Source organism: Balneola sp. (assembly GCA_002694685.1).
In the GTDB taxonomy this organism is placed as follows: domain Bacteria; phylum Bacteroidota; class Rhodothermia; order Balneolales; family Balneolaceae; genus Gracilimonas.
On the sequence record NZMW01000010.1, the window covers coordinates 301882 to 324282 of the forward strand.

Below are 22401 nucleotides of genomic sequence, written 5' to 3' on the forward strand. Positions count from 1 at the left end.
GGAAATAGAACAAAAAAGCCTCTCATGTGAGAGGCTGATTTTTAAGCGGAAGCTTTTTGCTTTTCGTAAACCGGAGGAGCTTGTTTCTCTATCGTCTCCTCAGTTATTACGCAACGTGCTATATTCTTCATAGAAGGCAGACTAAACATAATGTCGAGCATGGCTGCTTCCATGATAGAGCGTAATCCACGTGCACCCGTTTTCCGAGCTTTTGCCTTTTTAACAATTGCCTTTAAAGCTGCTTCTTCGATCTCGAGCTCTACATCTTCCATGTTAAACAGTTTCTTGTACTGCTTAACCAATGCGTTTTTAGGCGTTTGAAGGATATCAAGCATAGCATCATCTGAGAGCTCATGTAATCCACTGATTACCGGAAGTCGGCCTATAAGTTCAGGTATTAGGCCAAAGTGCTGAAGGTCTTCCGGCTCAACGTGTGTGAAAATCTCAGGATCCTCTTTATTGAATTTAACCTGGTCTTTGGAATGGAAGCCCATTGAGCTTGTGGAAAGCCGACGGGAAATGATTTCTTCCAATCCGGAAAATGCTCCACCACAAATAAATAAAATATTAGCGGTATCCAGCTGTATAAAACTCTGTTCCGGATGTTTTCTTCCGCCTTTTGGTGGAATGTTTGCGACGGTGCCTTCTAAAATCTTTAATAAAGCCTGCTGGACGCCCTCTCCGCTTACATCGCGAGTTATTGAGGCATTATCACTCTTGCGAGCTACTTTGTCCACCTCGTCAATATATACGATTCCTCGCTTTGCACGCTCAACATCATAATCAGCTGCTTGTAGAAGATTACTCAAGATGCTTTCAACATCCTCTCCTACATAACCGGCTTCTGTTAAAACCGTTGCATCAGCAATGGTGAAAGGGACATCGATAACTCTTGCAAGCGTTCGGGCCAGTAACGTCTTACCACTACCCGTAGGTCCAAGCATCATGATGTTAGACTTCTCAATCTGAGTATCATCAATTTCAGCAGTTTCAGCAGAAATACGCTTGTAATGATTGTAAACCGCTACAGATAAGGTCTTTTTAGCAAGTTCCTGTCCGATTACATATTCATCCAGCTTGTTTTTGATCTCAACGGGCTTAAGCATGGGCTTGAAGCTCTTCTCTCTTCTTCGAGCTAAAGAAGCCAAGTCACTTTGGATGATGCTGGAGGCGTCTTCTACACACCGGTCGCAGATATAAACTCCAGGACCTGCTACCATACTGTTCACTTCCAGACTGGAACGGCTGCAAAAGGAGCAGTGTACTATATCACTATTTTTCTCTTTGTCGCTCATAACAAGCTCAATTTAATGAAAATGCCGATTATTTAGAACTGCTAGGCTTTGAGAGTACGTTATCGATCAAGCCGTAGTCTTTTGCTTCCTGTGCAGTCATCCAGTTGTTGCGGTCTGAATCTTCCATAATTTGCTCAACCGTTTTGTCACTGTGATCCGCAAGGATTTGGCTCAATTCCTTTTTGACACGCAGAATTTCCCGAGCTTCAATCTCAATATCGCTGGCCTGACCTCTGGTGCCGCCGAGTGGCTGGTGAATCATAACTCGTGAGTGAGGGAGGCAACTTCTCTTACCTTTGGTTCCCGCAGTCAACAACACAGCGCCCATACTTGCGGCCATTCCCATGCAGGTAGTGGCAACATCACACTTAATGTGCTGGATGGTATCATAAATAGCTAAACCGGCTGAAACAACGCCACCGGGACTATTAATATAAAAGTTGATGTCTTTCTCAGGATCTTCAGATTCCAAAAACAGCAGCTGAGCCATGATAGAGCTTGCAACGGTATCATTTACCGGAGAACCCATAATAATAATTCGGTCCTTAAGCAGACGAGAATAAATATCATAAGCACGCTCGCCCCGACTGGTTGACTCAACAACCATTGGTACAAGGTTATTCTGGATAGATTGAATGGAATCTAAATTCGGGTCTTCAAAAAGCGGTTGATCCTTAATCATAGTGTCCTGAGTGATCGGTTATTTGTTCTTCTTTTCTTTCTTTTCCTGCAATTCGCGGTACTTGTCTTTGCCGAGCTCTTTAATAGCTACTTTACCCTGAAGGATATCAAAAACCTTATTCTCACGAATGCTGCTTCGAAGCTGCTCAAGCATATTCGGGTTTTGAGCGTAATATTGCTTCAGCTGATCAGCACCCATTCCGTAACGGGCCGCTTCAACAGCTAAATGCTCATCGATATCTTCGGGTTTTATTTCGATTTCTTCAAATGTTTCTTGCAATTTGCTGCTAATAAAAGACCACTTAGCTTCACGAACAGCTCTGTCTTTCATTCCATCTTTATAAGTGGTTGCATCAAAGTGCTCAGGAAGCTGTCCGCCCTGTTGCTGCTTCAGCTGATCAACATAAGAACTCTGAATTTGAGCAACGAACGTATCCGGTACTTCAAAGTCATGAGCTTCAACAAGTGCATCGGCTACATCATTCTTGAAAAGATCATCCGCTGTTTGATCATAGTACTGCTGCATGCGGCTTTTGATGTAGCTCTTAAACTCATCTTCATTTTCCGCCTCGCCATTACTTTGCTCTTTTATGAGCTCTTCGTTCATTTCAGCTTTATGAAGCTTCTGAACTTTTTTAACAGTGACTTCAAAACGATCAGTGTCATCACCTTCGCCCATTTCCATTTTTACGACGTCACCAGGCTTTTTGCCAACTAACTCTTTCTGGAATTCTTTGGCGCCTTCCTGTCGAAGATCTATTTCCTGATTCTCATCCATTTCTCCCTCAACAGGATTTCCATCCTTATCCAGAGTTCTAACGTCAACAATCAGCTTAGATGTTTCTTCTGCTTTCTCATCAACGTCTTCCCAGTTCCCTTCTCTCTCCAGGGTGCGTTCAATTTCTTCGTCAACCTCTTCATCTGTTACATCGTGAACCATTTTGTTCACTTCAATTTTGCTCAGGTCAGAAACTTCAACTTCTGGTTTTGAGCCAATCTTGAACTTCACTTCAAGCTCATCGTTCTCCCACTGGAAATCAACCATTTCTGTTTCACCAACAGGCTCATATTCAGGCACTACTTCTTTTTCAAATACCTTTTGAACAATGTTGCTGATCTCTTCTTGCTCAATCTCTTTGCCAAAGCGTTTCTTTACAAGACCCATAGGCACTTTGCCCGGACGAAATCCAGGAAGCTGAATTTGGCTTTTATATTTTTTGTAGGCTTTATCGAAGTCTTCTTGAAGGTCTTCTCGATTGGCTTTTAAAGTAACTTCTTTATCTACAGATGTGAGCTCTTCTACAGAAATATCCACGTGTTCTCCGCTTTAATTATGCAATTCAATAAATGAACAGGATTTCAATTTTTATTAGGAAGGAAGTACGAGAGGGGGGACTCGAACCCCCACATCGGTTAAAATACTAGATCCTAAATCTAGCGCGTCTACCAATTCCGCCACTCTCGCAAAATTCAGAGCTTGCAAAGATAAGACTTTCATTTTCTGAATTCAACTTTTTAGCCAGATAAACTGTTAGTTGAAAAGAACTTTATCACTTGAGAGGTAAAGTCATGAAAAAAGATTGGAATTTGGACGTTGAAATAGAATATTTTGAATCATTATGTATAGAAACCTTCGTCTCCTTTACATTACGACTTCAGACAAAAAAGAAGCCCAAGAAATTGGCCGGAAATTGGTAGAACAAAACCTCGCGGCTTGTGCTAATATCATTGATGGAATGCAATCCATTTACAAGTGGGAAGGTGAAGTTAAAGAGGATAATGAATGCGTATTGCTAATTAAAACACATTATTCCCGTGTTAAGAAAGTAACCAGGTTGATAAAAGAAATGCACAGCTATGATGTGCCGGCTATTGTTTCTTTAACGATTACTGAGGATGAGGGGAACATGGAATATCTGGAGTGGCTTGAAAAGATGTCAAAAGAACCGTTTGAAATATAGTATTCTACCAGTGGAGTCCACACTCCGTTTTATCTGAATCATCCCAGCGCCCATCTCGCCCATCGCCTTTTTTTGTACAGTGTGTACAGCCAATTGAGTCAAAGCCGAATCTTTCTAAGGGGTGGCGTGGAATTCCGTAACTCTCAAAATAATCATCCACCATTTCTGGCGTCCAGTCTATAAGCGGATAGTAGCGGTGGAGGTCATCTCGCTTTTGCAGAATTTCAAGACCGCTGCGGTAGCTATTTTGGTAGCCAATGAGTCCCGAAATCCAAACAGTGTGGTTTTCCTTAATCTTTTCCAGGGGTTCTACTTTATTATAATTGCAGCATAAATCAGGATTTGATTCCCACAACTGATCGTCTTTTGAAGTCCGGTGTTTTTCTTCGTCAGGAATATGATCTATGATATTTACGCCATACCGCTCCACAAGCCGGTCTTTATATTCCAGCGTTTCAGGGAACAGGTATCCGGTATTGATAAAGTAAATAGGATGATTCTGCCGAATTCGGCTGATCATGTGAATCAGAAGAGCAGAGGTCGTTCCAAAAGAAGTAGTAATCAAAACCTTCTCCCGATACTTATTCAGGATATGAGCAATCCGCACATCGTTGTGTGCGGAAGAAAGTGTTTGATTTATTCTTTTTGTTGGGATGGATTTCATGCCTAATTATGTCACATTTCACAGGTATTTTCAATGATTTAGAGGCAGAAAAATATCCCAGAGAGTGTGTAAGCGCTTTTCTGTTGACCTAAGTTGGAAATAGTTCAAAACTTTTTTTGAAAATAGGTCTGTGTAAACGATTAATATTTCTATTTTGAAATAAAAAGCTATGAGTCTCGAGCAAAAAAGAGTTTCTGAACACATACTTTGGGCCACTATAAATAGACCCAAAGCAAGAAATGCGGTCGATTTTGACGTGATTGAGAAGCTGGAAGAATTAGTAACTCAGGTTGAGAGAGAAGATGATATTCGGGTGCTGATTTTGAGTGGAGCTGGTGATCAGTCTTTTGTGGCGGGTGGAGATCTAAAAAAATTTCACACTATAAAATCCAAAGACAAGGCCGTGGAAATGTCGAAGAGAATGCATGACCTTTTCAACCGAATTGAACGGCTGCCTTGCTGGACCGTTGCCTGCATAAATGGTGATGCCTACGGAGGTGGAATTGAGCTTATGCTGGCTTTTGATTTTAGGATCTCGGCACCAAAGGTGAAATTCGGTTTTACCCAAGGTCGGTTTTACCTGGTGCCCGGCTGGGGCGGTTTGACTCGTCTGGTTGAAAAAGTTGGCAAGGCTAAAGCATTAGAGTGGTGTGGGAAGTCGGAAATAATTTCAGCAGAAAGCGCACTGAAGAATGGAATTGTAGAATTTATCCTAACCGGAATTGATCTTGAAAAAGAAGCTCTGGAATGGGCAGAGAAGCTTACAAAAAATGACCGGGTGTTTATCAAAACATTGAAAGAGGGAGCGTCAAGATTTTCGCCTCAACGAAAAGAAGCACTGGAAGCAGAGATCGAACCCTTCTCAAGTTTGTGGGTTGATGAAAAGCACCTTGAACGGGTGGAGAAATTTATGAGTAAGAAATAAAAAAGGCACACTTCTTTAAAAAGTGTGCCCTATAAATTTAATTATCGATGCTGATTTACTGGATTGTAAAATCAGCTTTAAAAACGGTGTTTCCCCAAGCGAGATTTAATTCTCCACCTTCTTCCGTCTCTTCAACCGAGATCGTAAAAGCTTCAACCATTTCATCAGTAGTTGCAATTTCCATAGGCACCCGACCCAAATCACGGCTTTCGTCATAAGAGCGACCATTTTGCCCGGTTTGCTTATTGATGATGAGTGTGCCACCATCTTGTTCAGGAATAGTAAATAAGGTGTATTCTCCAGCCGGTACCTCAAGATCACCAAACATTAGATCTTCAGAGGTATAAAAGTGAGTAGCTCGGTTTGCCCCAGTTCTCCAGCGTTCGCCCCAAGGGACAATATTGCCGAATAAATCACGACCGCGTTTTTTGGGCGAACCAAAATCTACCCGAAAATTAGTACCCTTGAATACAAACTCAGCGCTAACAGCTCCTGATAATTCACCAACGGGCTCATTTCCGAATTGATTAGCCAGAGCATTCATATCTAAAGAATTGGTGCGGGTAACTTTCAGTTTTCGGGTTGTTAAAGCCGCATCCAGATGTTGAATATCACCATCCGTGTTTACACGGACTCCCATTACTCCACGGGTTGGGTGGCGTACCGTCATTGAGTCTCCTTCAATTTGTGCAATAACGAAATCAGAAATACGGTTTCCTGAAAGAAGAGGCTGAATCACGGTGTCTTTGTTGACTTCTGCAGCTCGGTTAAAAGCGAGTTCGTATGGCCAGTGTATCATATCTATAAAAGGCAGAACTCCTTCTTCGTAGGGAGCCATGTAGGAAATGAGTTCTTCGTTTCGAAGAATTTCAACTTCCAGACTGTCCCCTACTCTGTTAATTGACCGAGCAGTAACGCCCATGTCTTCAAAACCGTTAAGTGGAGAGTGATCTGTTTGAACCATTCGTTCAATACCACCTGTGCCATCTAAATGGAGTAGATAGGTTGATATTTGAACTTCAGGGCTTCTCAAAATAACACGAGCCGTAAGGGTTGAGTCCGTTTTTTCAAACTGCTCAACAGCAAGGGTGTCGTTGCCAAGCAGAGTCACAAATGCAGCATTATCGGAATTTTCAGAAGGTCCGCAAGCTGCCATCAAAGAGGTTAAAAAAATAGCTAATACAAGATTTCTCATAACGAAAAGTTGGTTTCAATTAGAATTAAAATCTATTCTAAAAACTGAATGCGTACAAACAGCAGAGATTAAATTTTGCAAAAGGAAATGCTGTTCGTCGTACTTGATCATTAAACAGAACTTAGTCTGTAATCATTTGGAGGGCAATGGGTAGCAAATTCTGTGTTTTTATCAGGAATTAGCTTCTTTAGCTATTTCAGTCAACGCTTCGACGAAGACTTCAACCGGCTGGGCTCCGGAAAGGCCATATTTTTCGTTGATGTAAAAGAACGGTACTCCCTGAACACCAATTTTATGTGCTTTTTCTACATCCTCCATAACCTTGTTAGAATAGGAGTTGTTTTGAATGGTTTCTTCGGCTTTAGATTTATCGATGCCAACCTGCTCTGCAATTTCGGTAAGCGTTTTGGTATCGCCGATATGTTTGCCTTTTTCGAAATAGGCCGAAAGTAAAGCTTCTTTCATCTCATCCTGTTTGTTCTCTTCTTGAGCAAGGTGAATGAGTTGGTGAGCATTAAAAGAGTTGGTTGGCTGAACATGGTCCATGTCATAGTTCAAGCCGACACTAGATGCCATTTGAACCATATTATCATTCATTTGCTTAGCCCAGTTACGATCCCGCCCATACTTCTTGGCTAGGGTGTCATAGATATCGAGATCAGAATTTACGGGCGCATTGGGGTTCAGCTCAAAGCTCCTCCAGGTAATATCCACCTCTAAATCCGGGAGTTGCTCCAGTGCTTGCTCAAGGTGTCTTTTACCGATATAGCAGTAGGGACAAACAACGTCAGACCAAATCTCAATTTTCATTCCAAATACTCATTTTTGTGATGGTGTTAGTTAAATAACTGCAAGTCCGAACAGAAGGTTCAAAAGGTGGAGGTTAACTTGCGGTGGGTTGCTCTTTTTCGGATGAAAGTCCTATAAAAGCCAGCCCTGTTGCTACTATGACCGAACCAATAGCGGTTAGCAAGATCGTCTCCATGGGAACATGTTGATCGAGCATCCATCCCATCAAGAAAGGACTTATAGCGGTACTGAAGACCATAATAGAGGCAAATAATGAACGAACGGTGCCAATTACATTTTCACCATAAAGTTCCGTTAAAAGCGCCGATTTTGTCGTGCTTCCAAGACCCATCGTAATTCCTACTAGTGCCATATAGACAAAAGCAGACCAAACGCCTGATTGAAGAAATGCTATAAATAAACCAGCGCCAAAAGGAATTAGGTAGAAAGGGTAAATGGTTGATGCACTCCACTTATCTATTAAAGGGCCGATGCTTAGCGAACTTATAATTCTACTGCCCGCAAAGAACACAAAAGCTGAGGCGATAATAGCAGCTGTCCAGCCCAGTTGTTCAGCAATGGAAACCTGATACAAGAATAACCCGGTTACCCAAAATGGAGGGAGTAAAACTGCGGGAAGGATTAACCAAAACCTCTGTTCCGTTAGTACTTTCCTATACACGTGAGCCGTAGATGAGTCGTCTTGATTAGAAGCTTCTTTAGCTTTTTGGTTGGTCTCCTCAATTTCGGTTTTATGCAAAACGTAAAGTAAAAATGGAATGAAGGCCAAGACAATTACTGCAGCTATAATTCCCCAAGCCATTCTCCAGCTTACAACGGCTAATAAAGCAGCCATCAATAAAGGTAAGATGCCTTCCCCAAGTGGATAGCCAAGACTGGATACACTCAATGCTTTTCCACGCTGTAATTTGAAATATCTTGCCATTGCCGTTTCAGCAGTGTGACCGCTTAATCCTTGTCCTGACAACCGGAGCATTAAGATTGCGGCAAAAAGAAAAGCAATGTGCCAGGATAGGGACATTGTTAATGCAGCCACAAACAGTCCCGAAGCTACATAAAGACTGTAGCGGCCAATTGGGAGGTGATCAATCCACTTACCCATGTAAGGCAGAATAGCCGCACTTGATAGCGTGGCTAAAGAATAAATGGAGCCAAAAGCAGCATTAGAAAGGTTGAAGTCCGCAAGGAAAAAAGGGACAAAAAGTGAAATCAGGAATGTCTGTCCGAAACTGGAAAAGAAGGTGAAAGACAATCCAAAGCTCAGAACTTTTCTCTCTCGAAGAACGAAGCTGATGTAGTTCAATGTGTTAGCGTACTTAAAAATTATGAGTGAGTGAGCTCCAAAGATACCGCTATTTCTATTGAACCAATATTATGAGGTGGCAGTATTACTCTATGCTTAGTATAAACCCACTCTATGTAAGCGCTTTGGTTAGGCTAACAAGCTCTTCAGGCTATCTATGCCAACGGGCTTTTGAATGAAGTCAGATACTTTTTCATCCCACTCAACACGGAAAAGGTCTTCACTTCTTTTATCAACTTGTGAGCTGATAACAAAAACTTGAATTTCTTTATCCGCTTTGTCTCTTATGGATTGAAAAGCCTTCAGGAAATCCCAGCCATTCATTTCTGGCATATCAATATCCAGTAAAATTAAGTCCGGCAGTTCTTGATCGGAAGCCTGTATTTCTTTGATGCCTTCGAGCGCTTTTCGTCCATTTTCAAAGGACATAATTTCATTATCAGGAAGGTGATTCTTGATAATCTTTGAAACCCCGTAGGTGTAAATTTTGTCGTCGTCAATAATACAAACGCTCTTCATTGAACTCATGATAGTTTAATTTTAAAAGTTGTCCCCTCGTTGGGTTTGCTTTGGACGTCTATAGAACCTCCCATAGACTCAATTTGGTTTTTGGTAATGAAAAGGCCAATCCCCTTCGAATTCTTATTTTGGTGGAAGGTGTTATACATTCCGAATAATTTCTCCCCATGCTTTTCGAGATCTATTCCTAAACCGTTATCCGAAACTTCGAGATGCACACTGCCTTCCCGTTCTTCAGCTTTAACAGCAACCTCAGGCTTACGATCAGGGTGGCGGTATTTTATAGCATTTGATAATAAGTTGAGAACAATACTTTCCAGATAAGCAGGATTATATTTCAGACTAAGATTGGCTGGAATATCTTTTTGAATATTCACATTATTAGCGAGCCGTTCTGTAGTGAGGATTTCCTCAATTTTATTAACAGTCTCTTTAAGGTTTAAGGTCTTCATCTCACCTTTAGAGCTGTACTGCTGATCAATGATTTCATTTAAGTCTGAAATGGACTCATTCAGTCTTTTTGAGGCAACTCCAAGATGTTCCAGCAACTCTTCTTTTTCGGTATCTGATTCTTCCATGTCATAAAGAGATAAGAGCATAGAAATATTGCCCGCATGATTCCGAAGATTATGAGAAACAATATGTGCAAAATTCATTAAGTGTTTATTTTGCTCTCCAATGATATCAAGGCTACTATTTAGCTCAATCTCTTTTTTCTTCAGCTGTGTAATATCAGTAACAACAGATAAGACGGCCGGCTTCCCGGAATCAGTATTAAAGAAGGGGACTTTAATAGTTTGATGCCAAACCTCAGAGCCGTCCTGTAGTGTAGTTTCTTCTTCAGGAAGGTGGTGCACTTCTTTGCTCTGTATAACTAATCGATCAGCTTCCAAATAGTGTCTTGCTCGCTCTTCAGAGACCCCGATTTCGACATCGGTTTTTCCAACAATACTGGTCGTTGTCTCTCCAAAAAATGTTGCGGCAGACTCATTAGCCATCAGATATTCACCGTCAATATTTTTGATGAAGATCAAGTTTGGCGCAAAATCGATGACTTGCTGAAGCTGCTTTCGGAGACGGGCAATACTTTCAAAAGCCTCCTTCTCCTCTGTGATATCGGTTATATATCCATAACCTATTACAGAACCATCAGGCTGCTTTTCTGGACGCGCCTTCCCGCGGACCCAACGGAGACCTTTTTCGGGCAGAACTACTCTATAATCAATATCCCATTTTTCCAGTGTTTGAAAAGACTGTTCTATAGATTCGGCTACCCGGGTCAAATCTTCTTCATGAATTCGGTTAGCAATGGGAGTAATAGTTTCTTTTACATCTTCAGGATTTAGCTCATAAATATCTCGAATGCCGGCACTTGCATAGGGGAAATAGGCCTTGTCTTCTGTTGTTTGGTGGTAGAGGTAGAAAAACCCTGGAACCTGATCGGAAAGTCTGGAAATCATGGCTTCATTGCGCCTTAATTCTTCCTCTGCTTTTTGCTGACTCGTTACATCACGCGTAATCCCAAACGTACCTACTACTTCTCCCTCATCATTGTACAAAGGCATTTTTGTGGTTGATGCCCAAGTCTCACCTTCCCCGGTTTCCGAAACAGACTCTTTTTCAACTTTATGGATAATGGGTTCTTCGGTCTCTATAATCCTTTGTTCATCATCATAAGCTGCTTGAGCGTGGCGTTCTTCAAAAAAGTCAAAATCCGTTTTACCCACTACATCTTCTGGACTATCCAGCCCAAATTTTTCAGCACAGCTTTCATTAATAACAGTAAAGCGGCTCTCAAGATCCTTAAAATAAATGCTGTCCGGCAGGTTGTGCATCAGCTTTTCAAAAAGAATAGCCTTCTCCCGGAATGAAATATATTTATGATCGGGGTTAACTATTTTTTCCGCAACTCCGGCTACTACGAGAGGTTTATCGTTATCCCAATCAATGACTTCACCTCTCCATTCCAAGGTAAATGCTTCATTATCATGAATGTCATTGTGGGTAGTTTTTACATGAAATGGCTTTTTTTGATGACTACTCAAATGTTCTTCAAGAGTGGCTTTTAATTTTTTTAAGTCACTGCTGCTAAAGAAAGACTCTGCCTCGTTGAATTGATCAGGTAAGTCATCGGGGGTACATCCAAAGAAAGAGGAGAAGGTGTTACTAAGCGATAAAGTATCATCAGAGACATCCCAAGACCAATAAGCTTGTTCAATAGTAGTTTCTTGAGTTTTGAGATCTTTCATAGTGCTGAATTTATACTCATCTGCAGGAAGAAAAATTACTTATAAATACTTAGCAGAAATTAAAGTGATTGTTCCTTATCGGCTTTCTTCTATCATTCGCAAGCGGGTAGCTTCAAACTCGTCACCGGCATTCCAGGTTTGTAATTCATCGGCATTCAAAGCTCTGAAGCCGGTTAGAAAGAACAATCGAGTGTCAACTTCAGCCCCTGCTAAATCCCAGTATTGGTTAATTTCGTCATTCACGGTGTGGTAATTTGCATCCGCCACGCTGTCTCTCAAAGCTAAAAAGTTGTCACCCTTTCCAATGTACTCTGTACCAGCGTTGGGGAATATTGCAGGGATTCCAATTTTGGCCATGTTGAAATGGTCGGATCGGTAGAAATAGCCGCGCTCGGGGTATGGGTCTGGCTTTACGGTGCGGCCTTGCTTTTGAGCTTCTTCTTCAAGCAAGTCGCTGAAAGAACTCCTGCCATAGCCAATAATAACTACATCCTTTGTCTCTCCATAAACATTCATTCCATCCAGATTGATGTTAGCTGTAACCTTTCCGGGAGCAACGGTAGGATTTTCAGCCCAATATTGTGATCCCAAAAGCCCAACTTCCTCAGCACTGACCACCAAGCCAATCACACTTCTTTTTATGGTGGGTTGAATGGATTTATACGCTTCCATCATCTCAAGTAAAGCACTAACGCCAGCTGCATTATCAGAAGCGCCGTTATTGACGGAATCTCCTTCCACAGATTGGGTGATACCAAGGTGGTCTAAATGGGCTGTTAGAATGAGATATTCGTCTTTAAGCTCAGGATCATTGCCTTCTACTTTAGCAATTACATTTTGCCCATCTATGCTGCGATAGTTGGCGTCCATCTCCATATTTACTCGAACGCCATTTAGCTCAACAGGCGCAAAATCGCGGCTATCAGCAGCTTCCATTAAGTCAGGTAAATTAAGTCCCGCTTCCTCAAAAAGTAATCGAGAAGCCTGATAAGTTAGCCAGCCGTTAAATTCAGTAGCAGAAGTTGAGGCATTGCCTGCTCCTTCCAGGTAGAAACGCTCGCGGCTCCAGCCATTAGCAACCACGTTCCAGCCATAGCCTGCGGTCTCGTCTGTGTGAATAATGATGGCACCTAACGCACCCATTTCTTTAGCCTTTTCATATTTGTAAGAATACCGACCATAGTACAGGCGGGTGGTTCCGGCAAAAACATCTTCAGAAAATTCAGGATCGTTATTTTTTATAACTAAGATTTTACCCTTTACATCCACACCTTTAAAATCATCCCAGTCTTCTTCCGGAGCTTGAATTCCATATCCAACATACACCAACTCAGCGTTACGTATGTCTACTTCTTCGGCTTGATTTGCAGGCCAGGCCATGAATTCATCATAATATTGCAAAGCAAATGGAGAACGACCGTTTGTAGCCACTGACATTTCAGCGTTTGAAGTTGTTTGCCCAAGCAAAGGGAATTCTTGTATATAGCTTCCATTACCGGCGGCAGGTTCAGCACCCATACTTTCAAATTCAGAAACAAGGTAATCAACCGTCATTTGCTCTCCTTCAGTACCAGTAGCGCGGCCCATGAATTCATCAGAAGAAAGGGTCTCGATGTGCCGAAGCAGCGAATCTTTATTAATACTTTGGGCAGCTTGATCTGCGGGGGAGGTATTGCAGGAAACCAAAAATAGGGATGCTGCAATTATCGAAAAGAATGATTTCATAAAGGAAATGTTAGGCTTAGTTGATGTGCTGAATGTAACTGATATAGCTCACAAAATGTATAAAAAAAGGCAAGGGTGTGCTTAAACATATCAGCACCCTTCGCCTGAATAACATCAGTAATCCTGATAAAAATACCCCAATCCAGAACGGAAGGGTTGATTTTTAATCAAAATCACAAAATTAGTTAGCCGCTTTCAGTTCAACCGTAAACTTTTGAACCAAGCTGCTTACAAGCTGATCATTTTGCATTCCGCCAATGAGATAAAATTCATTACCGGCTTTGGCGATGCCCCGGTGATCCATAGTAGCAGTTGGCATCTCTCCAAGTTCCACCCATTCTTCAGTGTCTAAGCGGTAAGCAAAAGCTGAACCTTCAGCGAAAGCAGGTTGCTTATTATAACCGATAGCATTGTAGTTGTAAGGATTTGTTGAGCCACCTACAAAAACAACCATTTCTACGGGAGAGTCTACCCCAACAGCAGCCATTCTATAGCGTGCTTTTCCAGGATGTTGTTTGATTCGGCTCCAGTTAATCATTTCTGGATTTTCGGCATCAATTTCACCTTTAATACTGCCGGGCGACATTAGGAAAATTTGTTCACCTTCATCAATAACAGACTGTACTCCGTCCGATAAAACCATGGTGTTTCCAACAATTCCACCTGCGTGCCCAAATACCGGAGGGCCAGGATATGGAGTAGCATGCTTCCAGGAATTAGTTTGGGTATCGTAAACCTGTACATTCGATACATTGTTCGTGTTGTTCCAGCCACTAATGAGATAGATGTAGCGATCTTGGTAAACAAGTGATACAGCATCTTCTACAGGAAGGAGCATATTAGCTACCTCTTCATAGGAATTAGCAACGGGGTCGTACATAAAGACTTCCTCAGTAGAAACTTCGGAGCCATCTTCTGCAACTGTATAACCACCGAAAATATAGACTTTGCCATCTACATATTCTGCTGTACTTGCTAATCGGCCGGTTTCGTCAGGAACTCCTGGAATTTCATTCCAAATGCCTTCGGTAACATTATAGCTTGCAGCATAATCGCTGACATCTTCAAAGGTCTTTCCTTTCTCAAGTCCTAAGAAGGTGTATAGGTACCAGTCGCCATCTACCTGAGCAGCAGAAACAGCATTATTGGCGATCTCAGTAGGAAGGGAGTCTGCCTGTGACCAATTCAAAGTAACCTGCTTAGGCGCCTGTTGGCACGAGGCTACTAAAATTGATAGTGTTAGAAGTAATAAGATTCTTTTCATTGTATGAATAATTGACTTAAAGTCTGATTTTTAATTCTGCCTGAACACTTGCACTTTGGCATTCCAAAAAAGTGTTCAGTATTTGTTTAATTTCAAGCCTTAAATATACGGTTTTTCTATGTCTTCTTTTAATAATAAAATAGTTCTAATAACTGGCGGAGCCAGCGGAATAGGCCTTCTCATGGGGAGGAAATCACTCGAGCGCGGTGCTCAGAAGTTGGTTATTTGGGATGTTAATGAAGATAAAATGCTGGAAGCAGCAAAACGCCTTTCCAAAGAAGGAAATACCGTAGTAACCGACTTGGTGGATGTGAGCAATGCTGAAGAGGTGCAAGCAGCAGCCGAACGGGTACTTCAAGAGCACGGCACCGTAGATATTTTATTCAATAATGCCGGAATTGTTGTTGGCGAGAAGTTTGAAAACCATACCATGGACCATATCAAAAAAACGATGAGTGTGAACAGTCTTGGCCTGATGTATGTAGCCCGTGCTTTCTTACCAGCCATGATTGAGAGCGGATATGGATATATAATTAACATTGCCTCGGCTGCAGGGTTGACTCCAAACCCGGGAATGACGGTGTATGCTGCAAGTAAATGGGCAGCAGTTGGGTGGTCAGAGTCATTAAATCTCGAGCTTCAAAAAAATGAACAACCCGTAAAAGTACTCACGGTGATGCCCAGCTATATTAATACTGGAATGTTTGCGGGAGTAACGGCCCCGTTGTTAATGCCGCTTCTTGATCCGGAAGATATTTCAACTAAGATCTTGGATGCGGTAGAAAGGGGGAAAGCACGTTTGCGAGAGCCTTTTATGGTGAAGCTGACCCCTTTTCTGAAAGGCATACTGCCGGCCAAGGCTTATGATTTTATAGCAGATAAAGTTTTTGGTGTTTATGATTCTATGAATACTTTTATTGGCAGAAAAACGGATCATTAAATGGACGGAATGAAATTGTTGGATCGACAGCGGACCTACTTCAGATCCGGTGCAACAAAGTCGGTGGATTTTAGAATTCACCAGCTGGAAACTCTGAAGAAAATGCTCACTCAGCATGAACAAGAGTTTAATCAGGCGGTGTACAACGACTTCAAAAAGCCTGAGTTGGAGATGTATGCTACGGAGATTGGCATTCTTTACAATGAAATCAGCTATGTGCTTAAAAAGCTGAAGAAATGGACCAAACCACAAAAAGTATCTGGGTCGTGGGTTAATTTTCCCTCCAAAAATTATACCGTAGCTGAGCCGTATGGTTCAGTGTTGATTATTGCTCCCTGGAATTATCCGGTTCAGCTGGCTTTGCTTCCTGTAGTAGGTGCAATAGCTGCAGGCAACACGGTAGTAATCAAGCCTTCTGAACTAACACCGAATACTTCGCGTGCATTAAAAGAAATCGTAGGGAAATGGTTTAAAGAGGAGTTTGTGGCCGTTGTTGAAGGAGGGGTAGAAACAAATAAAGAGCTGCTTGCTCAGGATTTTGATTATATATTTTTTACGGGAAGTACCCGGGTTGGCAAACTTGTGATGGAGGCTGCTGCAAAAAATCTAACACCGGTAACCTTAGAGTTAGGCGGTAAAAGCCCGTGTATTGTCGATGAAAGTGCGGACTTAGAAACAGCTGCTCGAAGAATAGCCTGGGGTAAATTTGTAAATGCCGGACAAACCTGTGTCGCTCCTGATTATCTTTTAGTTCAGTCATCTATCGAAAAGAAGTTTCTGGAAAATTTCGAAAACGCAGTCACTGAATTTTACGGTAATGATCCAAAGAAAAGCCCTGATTACCCGAGAATTGTGAATGAAGATCATTTTAACAGGCTTGTCGGCTATTTAGATGATGGGAAGGTGTTTTTGGGAGGTGATACTGATTCAAACGGTAGTTACATATCTCCAACTGTTTTGACAGATATAAGGCAGGGAGCGGAAATCATGGAAGAAGAAATTTTCGGCCCTATTCTTCCAGTGCTGACTTTTGATGAGCTGCCTGAGGCTATTGACATGATAAAATCAAAGCCCAAGCCATTAGCGCTATATCTTTTCACTAAGAAAACGGAAGCCGAAAATGCAGTATTAGAAAAATGCTCTTTTGGAGGCGGAGCAATAAATGATACTCTTGCTCACCTTGGGAATCATAATCTGCCATTTGGAGGAGTTGGAAGCAGTGGGATGGGAGCATATCATGGAAAGCGAAGTTTTGAGACGTTTTCACACACTAAAAGCATCATGAAAAAATCCTTTTGGCTGGATATTCCATTTCGGTATGCGCCATATGAAGGGAAGTTGAAATGGATAAAACGAGTTCTAAAATGAGTACAGAAACATTCAAAGCATTTTTTGTTGAAGAGGTATCAGAGGGTGAATTTTCGTCATCAATAAAAAGTATTCCCATTTCTTTTTTACCTGAACATGAAGTGCTTATTCAGGTTCACTATTCCTCACTGAATTATAAAGATGGACTCTCTGCCTCGGGGAATAAAGGGGTGACCAGAAATTATCCGCATGTTCCGGGAGTTGATGCGTCCGGTGTGGTGTTAGAAGATGCTTCAGGAAAATTTAAAGAAGGGCAGAAAGTGATTGTCACCGGGCAAGACTTAGGCTCTAATACTCCGGGAGGATTTGGAGGGCTTATTCGAGTGCCTGCTGATTGGGTTGTAGAACTACCCGAAGGATTGGACCTGGAAACAGCAATGACTTGTGGCACTGCCGGCTTCACAGCGATGTATGGGCTTAAGCGATTGCAGCGGGAGTTAATTTCACCCCAAAATGGTAAAATTTTAGTAACCGGAGCAACGGGTGGAGTGGGATCACTGGCTGTGTTCTTTTTATCGGAATTAGGTTACGATGTAATTGCGGCAACAGGAAAAATGGACGAGCAAGATTTTCTAAAAGACCTTGGAGCTTCAGAAGTTATTCACCGTGATGAGGTGACAAATGTTAAAGACAGCTTTCTGTTAAGCAGGGAGTGGAATGGAGCTATCGAAACGGTTGGTGGTAAAATGCTGGATGCCGTAATTCGGCAAACTAATCATGATGGAGCTGTAGCTTGCTGTGGTAATATTTTGGGTCACAATGTCGAAACGAGTATTTATCCTTTCATACTTCGTGGGGTGAGCCTGCTGGGTATCGATTCAGCTATTTGCAAAATGCCCATGAGGTTAAAGATTTGGCAATCTATAGCGGAACTAAATTGGGGAAAACTTCCACAAAAATATGCCAAGGTTGTGGGCTTGGAAGGTTTGCAAGATGAAATTGATCGGATTCTGCAAGGAGGCCAAACTGGAAGGGTAGTTCTAAAACACGACACAGATTAAATAAAAAAAGCCGACACAAATAATTGCGTCGGCTTGGTAGACATAAAAGCAGCGATCAAGCTACTTTATGTAGTTATGGGTATATGTTTGATCTAAAATTTTTATGCAGCAAACTGATTTTCGGAATCAAGACGGTGTTCAGCTTTTTGTAATGAGATGGAAAGGTCATCTTTTGAAACCGGCTTAAGCAAGAAGTCGATGAACTCAATATCCTTAGCCTGATTTACTATAAAGGAGCTGTCATCACCTGATAAAAAGATGACAGGAGCATCAAATTTTTGCATTCTCAGTTCGCGTGCTGTTTCAATACCACTAAGTTCTCCGGAAAGCTGGATGTCCATTAACAAAATGGAGGGATTATATTCTTTAACCTTCTGAAGGGCTTCTTCTCCACTTTTAGCTTTACCTACCACTTCATACCCAAGCTTGATTACCAGTTTCTCCTCTACTATTGAAAGTAAAGGGTCATCTTCTATGATCATTACTCTTGTCATGTCTGTCCTAACTTTTAAACCCACAACGTTAAAATTCTCTAACATTAATATATTAGAGTTTTTTAATAAAGGCAATGTCTAGTAAAATTATTTATCCTGTAGGGTGGTTAAGCTAATTTTAAATAAACTAAATATTAGGTTAAAACATGATTCTATTGCACATGAAAGAAGGAGATCAAAGCTCAATGAAGCTAAAAGAGCAACTAGATGATTTGGTTATTTCTTATAAAACAGAAATTCATGGTGCTGAAGAAAAGGGTTTGCCCTATATCGAAGAGAGTGGCAGGGTGTATAAAGGAGAGTCACATATAGAAAAATGGGTTGATGAGTTGAAGGCAGAATTAAATCAGCAGCGATCGCTTAGTGGGGATGGATGTTATATCAATCCTGAAACAGGGAAAGTTTGTTAACGGCTTATCATTCCTGAATTCGTTTTCCCTTTGGTTGATAAGGTATTGTCTCGTCAAGGAATAAAGCCTCGTTGATGACCTCACGAATTGTGTTTTTGGGGATTTCGTCAACCTTTTCAAAATCTACGCTTAACACTTGTTTTCTTCCTTTGCTCTCCAGCAAACCTTGCTCATTGGAAAGCTCGTATCCCCGGATAAAAGACAAGGAAACTTTGCCATTTTTAAGCGGACTTAGGTAGCACACCCAGGTTTTCTGATCATAGAATGGAATCCGATATTTAATGGATGCAGTAACCGTTGGGTAGGCCGTAAGCAGGTTATGAAAGTAAAGCATCACTTCCCGCTGATTTCCCTCGTGGCTTTCAATAAAATTTAAAACCACAGACATACTTGTCGCTTACTCTTCTAGTTGTTGTTCTAAAAGCCAGTTATATAAGTCATCGCCTCCATAAATACGTTTCCATGCATCATGCCCCATATCTTCATGAGTTGTGAAGCGGACATTAGTGTGCCCCAATTCTTCTAATTTATTGATCCCCGGATAGAAGTATTTGGTTCTGACAACTGGGTCTCTACCACCTGAAAAAGCCCATACCGGAATATCATGTTCAGCAATCGGTTCCATTAAATCTGGATGACCCCAGCCAACAACGGGTGCAATAGCAGCAAAACGGTCAGGATAGGAACTGGCTAAATGCCATGTACCGAATCCTCCATAACTAAGTCCTGAAAGGTAAACACGATTAGAATCTGCTCTGTAATTACCAAGAACATGGTCAATCATACCCATTAGATCCTGATCTACTTTATCCCAGCCATTTGGCAGGGTAACATATTCAGCTAGTTCACTTTCGGCACCATCCATTGTTTCGGGGGTTCCAAAGAAAGGTTCTCTGTCTGGCAAGCCCTCCTCCAGTCTGCGAGGGATAGTAGTTGTATCTCGATCATTCAGGTAGGAAGTTGTTTCATCCATTCCAAACATATGAAGCTGAGGTGAAATGATGATAAAAGGAAGGTCTTTCTTATAAGCCCAGGCTTCCATCAAAGGTCCGTGTTTTAAAACGAAATCAAGCTCATTTTTGCCATTTCCACGCTCTCCATTTCCATGTAAAAAGAGCAGTACGGGCCAGTCCTTATCCGAGAATTCATATCCGTTGGGGAGATAGAGGTAATAGTCCCGCTCCTCTCCTTCAATTTGACTTATGTAGGATACTCGTTCAAGTTTATCGGTTTGGCATCCCGTAGAAAATAGAGTAACAATGAGCAAAGTTGATAGAACTACCAGGTGGTAAGCAGGTTTCATGGAAGTGACATTATATATTATCAATGGCTAGCAATATAGCAGAAAGAAAATTAAAGAGATGCTCGCCATTGATTAAGTTCAGAGAAGGCTTCAACCATCCCGGATCCATACCAGCTAAACCACTCACCATTAACCAGTTTTATCTTTGAATCAGGACAAGCCTTCTTTAATTCTTTCACATGCTTTTCTTTGAAAGGGAAAGGCTCACTGCTTAACAAAATTAAATCAGGATTCTTATCTGCCAAATCCTTCAATGTGGTTTTGGGATATCTTTTGCTCAGCCCGTACACATTGTTGAGATTATACTTGTGAAGGACATCATGAATGTAAGTGTCGTTTCCTATCGTCATCCATGGATCTTTCCAGATTAAATAAGCTGCAGAAAGTGTTTCTGTTGAAGGTCGGTCATTAAGCAAGCCGGTAATCTTTTGAACTAGACTCTGTGCAAGATCACTTACTCCAAGCTTTTCGCCCAGAGCACTAATTTCAAGAATAGCATCCTGAATAGACTCAATTTCAGTAACCCTCACTTCAGAATACTTCTCCAATACCTCAATGTCTTCTCTCCGGTTTTCCTCTTTGTTTGCGAGGATGAAGTCTGGCTTTAGTTCGACAATTTTTTCCAGGTTAGGGTTTTTTGTACCCCCAATAATCTCAATATCCTCCACTTCACCTTCAGGATGAATACAAAACCTGGTTCTTCCAATAATCTGGTCTTTTAACCCCAGGTCTATTAACAGCTCGGTGAGGCTAGGAACTAAACAAATAATGCGTTTGAAGGGCAAGTCAGGCATAACGATTTATGATGTTCTCAGCCTGGCGGCAGTAACTCCCGCCAAATAAATTAGCGTGTACTAAAATCGGATATAAATTATAGATGGATACCCGGCTGTCAAATCCTCCGGAAAGGGGGAATTGTTCGTTATATCCTTCATAAAAGTTAGCCGAAAATCCACCAAAAAGGCGAGTCATAGCAAGGTCCATTTCACGGTGACCATAATATACAGCCGGATCATAAATGCTAACTCCACCGGATTTTGTAAACATGAAATTTCCACTCCACAAATCGCCATGAAGTAAAGCAGGCTTCTCCGTTGGTAGAATGGAGCCTAGTTTTTTATAGAATCCTTCTACACTTTTAAGGATGGGGCGTGAAAGCTTTCCGGACTCAATTCCCATCCGAACCTGAGGCTCAATCCGCTCCAAGGCAAAAAAGTCGAACCAGTTGGAGTGCTTGGTATTTGATTGAGGAAGCTTGCCGATATAATTGTCGTAATCAAGCCCAAAGTAATCAGAGGTTGACTTATGAAGTCGTCCTAATTTCTTTCCAAATTCTAAGGAAGAGGTGCTTTTTCCGCCTCCTTCTTCCACCCACTCAAGCACAAGAAAAGATTCTGTAACCAATAAGGGTGATGGAATTTCAATCCCTGACTCTGCTGAATTAAGCAGCTTCAAGCCCTGAGACTCAGCTTCAAACATGTCGCTTGGAGCAGAATCATTCCACTTAACAAATAGCGTTTTCCCTGAAGACAGCTCAACTTTTCCAGCCTGATTAATATCGCCGCCGTGGACGGACTTTTGTGAAGCTACCTCCACATTAAGTTTAGACTGCAGTTGTTCAATAATTTCCTCAGGAATCATGACTCTTTTTCTATGAGTGGTTCGAGTTCTTCCAGCAGCGCTTCGGAACTTCTGTTCAGGACTTGAAACACATTTTCAAAACCTTCCAATCCACCATAATAAGGATCCGGTACTTCACCGTTGCCGGGGCTGGGGTCAAACTCGCGCATCATCTTAATTTTATCCGAAAAACGATTTTTTCGGTCTAACTCCTTGATATTTGATAAGTTTTCGGAATCCATTGCAAGGATAAGATCGAAATCTTCAAAATCAGCATACTCAAACTTCCGGGCTTTTGATGGTAAGTGAATACCATGCTTGTTTGCAGTTGCCTGGCTCTTACTATTAGCTGATTCGCCCACATGGTATGCAGCAGTACCTGCGGAGTCGATATAAAAATAATCTTCCAGTCCAGCCTCTTTAACTTTATGTATGAAGATGCCCTCAGCAGTTGGGCTTCGGCAAATATTGCCTAGACAGACAAATACGAGTTTATAGGGGTTCTCTTTTGAAATGGGATGATGATAAGGTTTAGACACAGATAATTGTATTTAGTTTTTACGAAAGGTAGCCCTTGAAAGCCAGCATTTCATCCTAAAAAAGAAGCTAATTAACCATCGCTTAAGCCTTATGGTCAAACCCTAGATTTTTTTGAGTGAAGTGGGTACATGGTT

The 22401-nt window shown here is 41.6% G+C and carries 23 protein-coding genes and 1 tRNA gene; 6 read left to right on the plus strand and 18 right to left on the minus strand.

What is annotated here, in order from left to right; all coding sequences use genetic code 11:
* Positions 1 to 41: 41 nt before the first annotated feature.
* From CL667_10995 to CL667_11010, 4 genes are all read right to left on the minus strand, one after another.
* Positions 42 to 1295, minus strand: a complete 1254-nt coding sequence (locus tag CL667_10995; GenBank protein MAL18229.1) for an ATP-dependent Clp protease ATP-binding subunit ClpX — start codon at positions 1293 to 1295, stop codon at positions 42 to 44.
* 28 nt (positions 1296 to 1323) lie between these two features.
* Positions 1324 to 1977, minus strand: coding sequence for an ATP-dependent Clp endopeptidase, proteolytic subunit ClpP (clpP, locus tag CL667_11000; GenBank protein ID MAL18230.1), 654 nt, complete (start codon positions 1975 to 1977; stop codon positions 1324 to 1326).
* 18 nt (positions 1978 to 1995) lie between these two features.
* Positions 1996 to 3291: a trigger factor gene (gene tig / locus CL667_11005; GenBank protein ID MAL18231.1), complete on the minus strand. Its 1296-nt coding sequence runs from the start codon at positions 3289 to 3291 to the stop codon at positions 1996 to 1998.
* Between the two features lie 66 nt (positions 3292 to 3357).
* Positions 3358 to 3441: transfer RNA gene (locus CL667_11010), tRNA-Leu, on the minus strand.
* Positions 3442 to 3595: 154 nt separating this feature from the next.
* On the opposite strand from CL667_11010, the gene CL667_11015 reads away from it, so the two are divergent.
* Positions 3596 to 3937, plus strand: a complete 342-nt coding sequence (locus CL667_11015) for a divalent-cation tolerance protein CutA (GenBank protein MAL18232.1) — start codon at positions 3596 to 3598, stop codon at positions 3935 to 3937.
* A 4-nt stretch (positions 3938 to 3941) separates the two neighbouring features.
* On the opposite strand, the gene CL667_11020 is transcribed toward CL667_11015, so the two are convergent.
* Positions 3942 to 4601 carry a phosphoadenylyl-sulfate reductase gene (locus tag CL667_11020; protein MAL18233.1) on the minus strand — a complete coding sequence of 220 codons (660 nt, stop codon included), beginning with the start codon at positions 4599 to 4601 and terminating at the stop codon, positions 3942 to 3944.
* 169 nt (positions 4602 to 4770) lie between these two features.
* On the opposite strand from CL667_11020, the gene CL667_11025 reads away from it, so the two are divergent.
* Entirely contained in the window at positions 4771 to 5526 is a 756-nt protein-coding gene (locus tag CL667_11025) for a hypothetical protein (protein ID MAL18234.1), read from the plus strand.
* A 55-nt stretch (positions 5527 to 5581) separates the two neighbouring features.
* Here the strand turns inward: CL667_11025 and CL667_11030 are convergent, their stop codons facing one another.
* The 7 genes from CL667_11030 to CL667_11060 all read right to left on the minus strand — a co-directional run bounded on the left by CL667_11030 (position 5582) and on the right by CL667_11060 (position 14591).
* A complete protein-coding gene (locus CL667_11030; protein ID MAL18235.1) occupies positions 5582 to 6721 on the minus strand; it encodes a hypothetical protein in 1140 nt (379 codons plus the stop codon).
* A gap of 171 nt (positions 6722 to 6892) precedes the next feature.
* A complete protein-coding gene (locus tag CL667_11035) occupies positions 6893 to 7531 on the minus strand; it encodes a disulfide bond formation protein DsbA (GenBank protein MAL18236.1) in 639 nt (212 codons plus the stop codon).
* 73 nt (positions 7532 to 7604) lie between these two features.
* Positions 7605 to 8879 (minus strand): MFS transporter, encoded by a 1275-nt coding sequence (locus CL667_11040; protein MAL18237.1) that lies wholly within the window; start codon positions 8877 to 8879, stop codon positions 7605 to 7607.
* Between the two features lie 84 nt (positions 8880 to 8963).
* Positions 8964 to 9362 (minus strand): response regulator, encoded by a 399-nt coding sequence (locus CL667_11045; GenBank protein MAL18238.1) that lies wholly within the window; start codon positions 9360 to 9362, stop codon positions 8964 to 8966.
* Entirely contained in the window at positions 9359 to 11602 is a 2244-nt protein-coding gene (locus CL667_11050) for a hypothetical protein (GenBank protein MAL18239.1), read from the minus strand. The genes CL667_11045 and CL667_11050 overlap by 4 nt, the downstream gene beginning before the upstream one ends.
* A 75-nt stretch (positions 11603 to 11677) precedes the next feature.
* Entirely contained in the window at positions 11678 to 13327 is a 1650-nt protein-coding gene (locus tag CL667_11055; GenBank protein MAL18240.1) for a hypothetical protein, read from the minus strand.
* 181 nt (positions 13328 to 13508) lie between these two features.
* Complete coding sequence (locus CL667_11060; GenBank protein ID MAL18241.1) at positions 13509 to 14591, minus strand: galactose oxidase; 1083 nt, start codon at positions 14589 to 14591, stop codon at positions 13509 to 13511.
* A 118-nt stretch (positions 14592 to 14709) separates the two neighbouring features.
* Between CL667_11060 and CL667_11065 the strand changes: the two genes are divergently transcribed.
* The 3 genes from CL667_11065 to CL667_11075 are packed head-to-tail and all read left to right on the plus strand — an operon-like array spanning position 14710 to position 17900.
* The gene (locus CL667_11065) at positions 14710 to 15531 is read left to right on the plus strand and encodes a short-chain dehydrogenase (GenBank protein ID MAL18242.1); all 822 of its coding nucleotides are present in this window, start codon (positions 14710 to 14712) and stop codon (positions 15529 to 15531) included.
* A complete protein-coding gene (locus CL667_11070) occupies positions 15532 to 16899 on the plus strand; it encodes an aldehyde dehydrogenase family protein (GenBank protein MAL18243.1) in 1368 nt (455 codons plus the stop codon).
* Positions 16896 to 17900 carry an oxidoreductase gene (locus tag CL667_11075; protein ID MAL18244.1) on the plus strand — a complete coding sequence of 335 codons (1005 nt, stop codon included), beginning with the start codon at positions 16896 to 16898 and terminating at the stop codon, positions 17898 to 17900. Before CL667_11070 ends, CL667_11075 begins: the two co-directional genes overlap by 4 nt.
* Positions 17901 to 18001: 101 nt before the next feature.
* On the opposite strand, the gene CL667_11080 is transcribed toward CL667_11075, so the two are convergent.
* Positions 18002 to 18439, minus strand: a complete 438-nt coding sequence (locus CL667_11080; GenBank protein MAL18245.1) for a response regulator — start codon at positions 18437 to 18439, stop codon at positions 18002 to 18004.
* Between the two features lie 116 nt (positions 18440 to 18555).
* Here CL667_11080 and CL667_11085 point away from each other — a divergent pair, with 116 nt between their 5' ends.
* Positions 18556 to 18804, plus strand: a complete 249-nt coding sequence (locus CL667_11085; protein ID MAL18246.1) for a hypothetical protein — start codon at positions 18556 to 18558, stop codon at positions 18802 to 18804.
* A gap of 7 nt (positions 18805 to 18811) precedes the next feature.
* Here CL667_11085 and CL667_11090 read toward each other — a convergent pair whose 3' ends face one another.
* The 5 genes from CL667_11090 to CL667_11110 all read right to left on the minus strand — a co-directional run bounded on the left by CL667_11090 (position 18812) and on the right by CL667_11110 (position 22266).
* On the minus strand, positions 18812 to 19192 hold the full coding sequence (locus CL667_11090) for a hypothetical protein (protein ID MAL18247.1): 381 nt from the start codon (positions 19190 to 19192) through the stop codon (positions 18812 to 18814).
* 9 nt (positions 19193 to 19201) lie between these two features.
* Entirely contained in the window at positions 19202 to 19924 is a 723-nt protein-coding gene (locus tag CL667_11095) for an alpha/beta hydrolase (protein ID MAL18248.1), read from the minus strand.
* 233 nt (positions 19925 to 20157) lie between these two features.
* Complete coding sequence (locus tag CL667_11100) at positions 20158 to 20901, minus strand: hypothetical protein (GenBank protein MAL18249.1); 744 nt, start codon at positions 20899 to 20901, stop codon at positions 20158 to 20160.
* On the minus strand, positions 20894 to 21748 hold the full coding sequence (locus tag CL667_11105; GenBank protein MAL18250.1) for a ketosamine-3-kinase: 855 nt from the start codon (positions 21746 to 21748) through the stop codon (positions 20894 to 20896). Before CL667_11105 ends, CL667_11100 begins: the two co-directional genes overlap by 8 nt.
* Entirely contained in the window at positions 21745 to 22266 is a 522-nt protein-coding gene (locus CL667_11110; protein MAL18251.1) for a protein tyrosine phosphatase, read from the minus strand. The genes CL667_11105 and CL667_11110 overlap by 4 nt, the downstream gene beginning before the upstream one ends.
* Between the last annotated feature and the right edge of the window lie 135 nt (positions 22267 to 22401).

Coding starts and splice junctions, on each gene's coding strand:
- CL667_11015 (MAL18232.1), top strand. CDS start 3,596: ATGTATAGAAACCTTCGTCTCCTTTACATTACGACTTCAGACAAAAAA.
- CL667_11090 (MAL18247.1), bottom strand. CDS start 19,192: ATGTCTGTGGTTTTAAATTTTATTGAAAGCCACGAGGGAAATCAGCGG.
- CL667_11100 (MAL18249.1), bottom strand. CDS start 20,901: ATGCCTGACTTGCCCTTCAAACGCATTATTTGTTTAGTTCCTAGCCTC.
- CL667_11080 (MAL18245.1), bottom strand. CDS start 18,439: ATGTTAGAGAATTTTAACGTTGTGGGTTTAAAAGTTAGGACAGACATG.
- CL667_11025 (MAL18234.1), top strand. CDS start 4,771: ATGAGTCTCGAGCAAAAAAGAGTTTCTGAACACATACTTTGGGCCACT.
- CL667_11105 (MAL18250.1), bottom strand. CDS start 21,748: ATGATTCCTGAGGAAATTATTGAACAACTGCAGTCTAAACTTAATGTG.
- CL667_11050 (MAL18239.1), bottom strand. CDS start 11,602: ATGAAAGATCTCAAAACTCAAGAAACTACTATTGAACAAGCTTATTGG.
- CL667_11075 (MAL18244.1), top strand. CDS start 16,896: ATGAGTACAGAAACATTCAAAGCATTTTTTGTTGAAGAGGTATCAGAG.
- CL667_11065 (MAL18242.1), top strand. CDS start 14,710: ATGTCTTCTTTTAATAATAAAATAGTTCTAATAACTGGCGGAGCCAGC.
- CL667_11020 (MAL18233.1), bottom strand. CDS start 4,601: ATGAAATCCATCCCAACAAAAAGAATAAATCAAACACTTTCTTCCGCA.
- CL667_11060 (MAL18241.1), bottom strand. CDS start 14,591: ATGAAAAGAATCTTATTACTTCTAACACTATCAATTTTAGTAGCCTCG.
- CL667_11070 (MAL18243.1), top strand. CDS start 15,532: ATGGACGGAATGAAATTGTTGGATCGACAGCGGACCTACTTCAGATCC.
- CL667_11045 (MAL18238.1), bottom strand. CDS start 9,362: ATGAGTTCAATGAAGAGCGTTTGTATTATTGACGACGACAAAATTTAC.
- CL667_10995 (MAL18229.1), bottom strand. CDS start 1,295: ATGAGCGACAAAGAGAAAAATAGTGATATAGTACACTGCTCCTTTTGC.
- clpP (MAL18230.1), bottom strand. CDS start 1,977: ATGATTAAGGATCAACCGCTTTTTGAAGACCCGAATTTAGATTCCATT.
- CL667_11085 (MAL18246.1), top strand. CDS start 18,556: ATGAAAGAAGGAGATCAAAGCTCAATGAAGCTAAAAGAGCAACTAGAT.
- CL667_11055 (MAL18240.1), bottom strand. CDS start 13,327: ATGAAATCATTCTTTTCGATAATTGCAGCATCCCTATTTTTGGTTTCC.
- CL667_11035 (MAL18236.1), bottom strand. CDS start 7,531: ATGAAAATTGAGATTTGGTCTGACGTTGTTTGTCCCTACTGCTATATC.
- CL667_11030 (MAL18235.1), bottom strand. CDS start 6,721: ATGAGAAATCTTGTATTAGCTATTTTTTTAACCTCTTTGATGGCAGCT.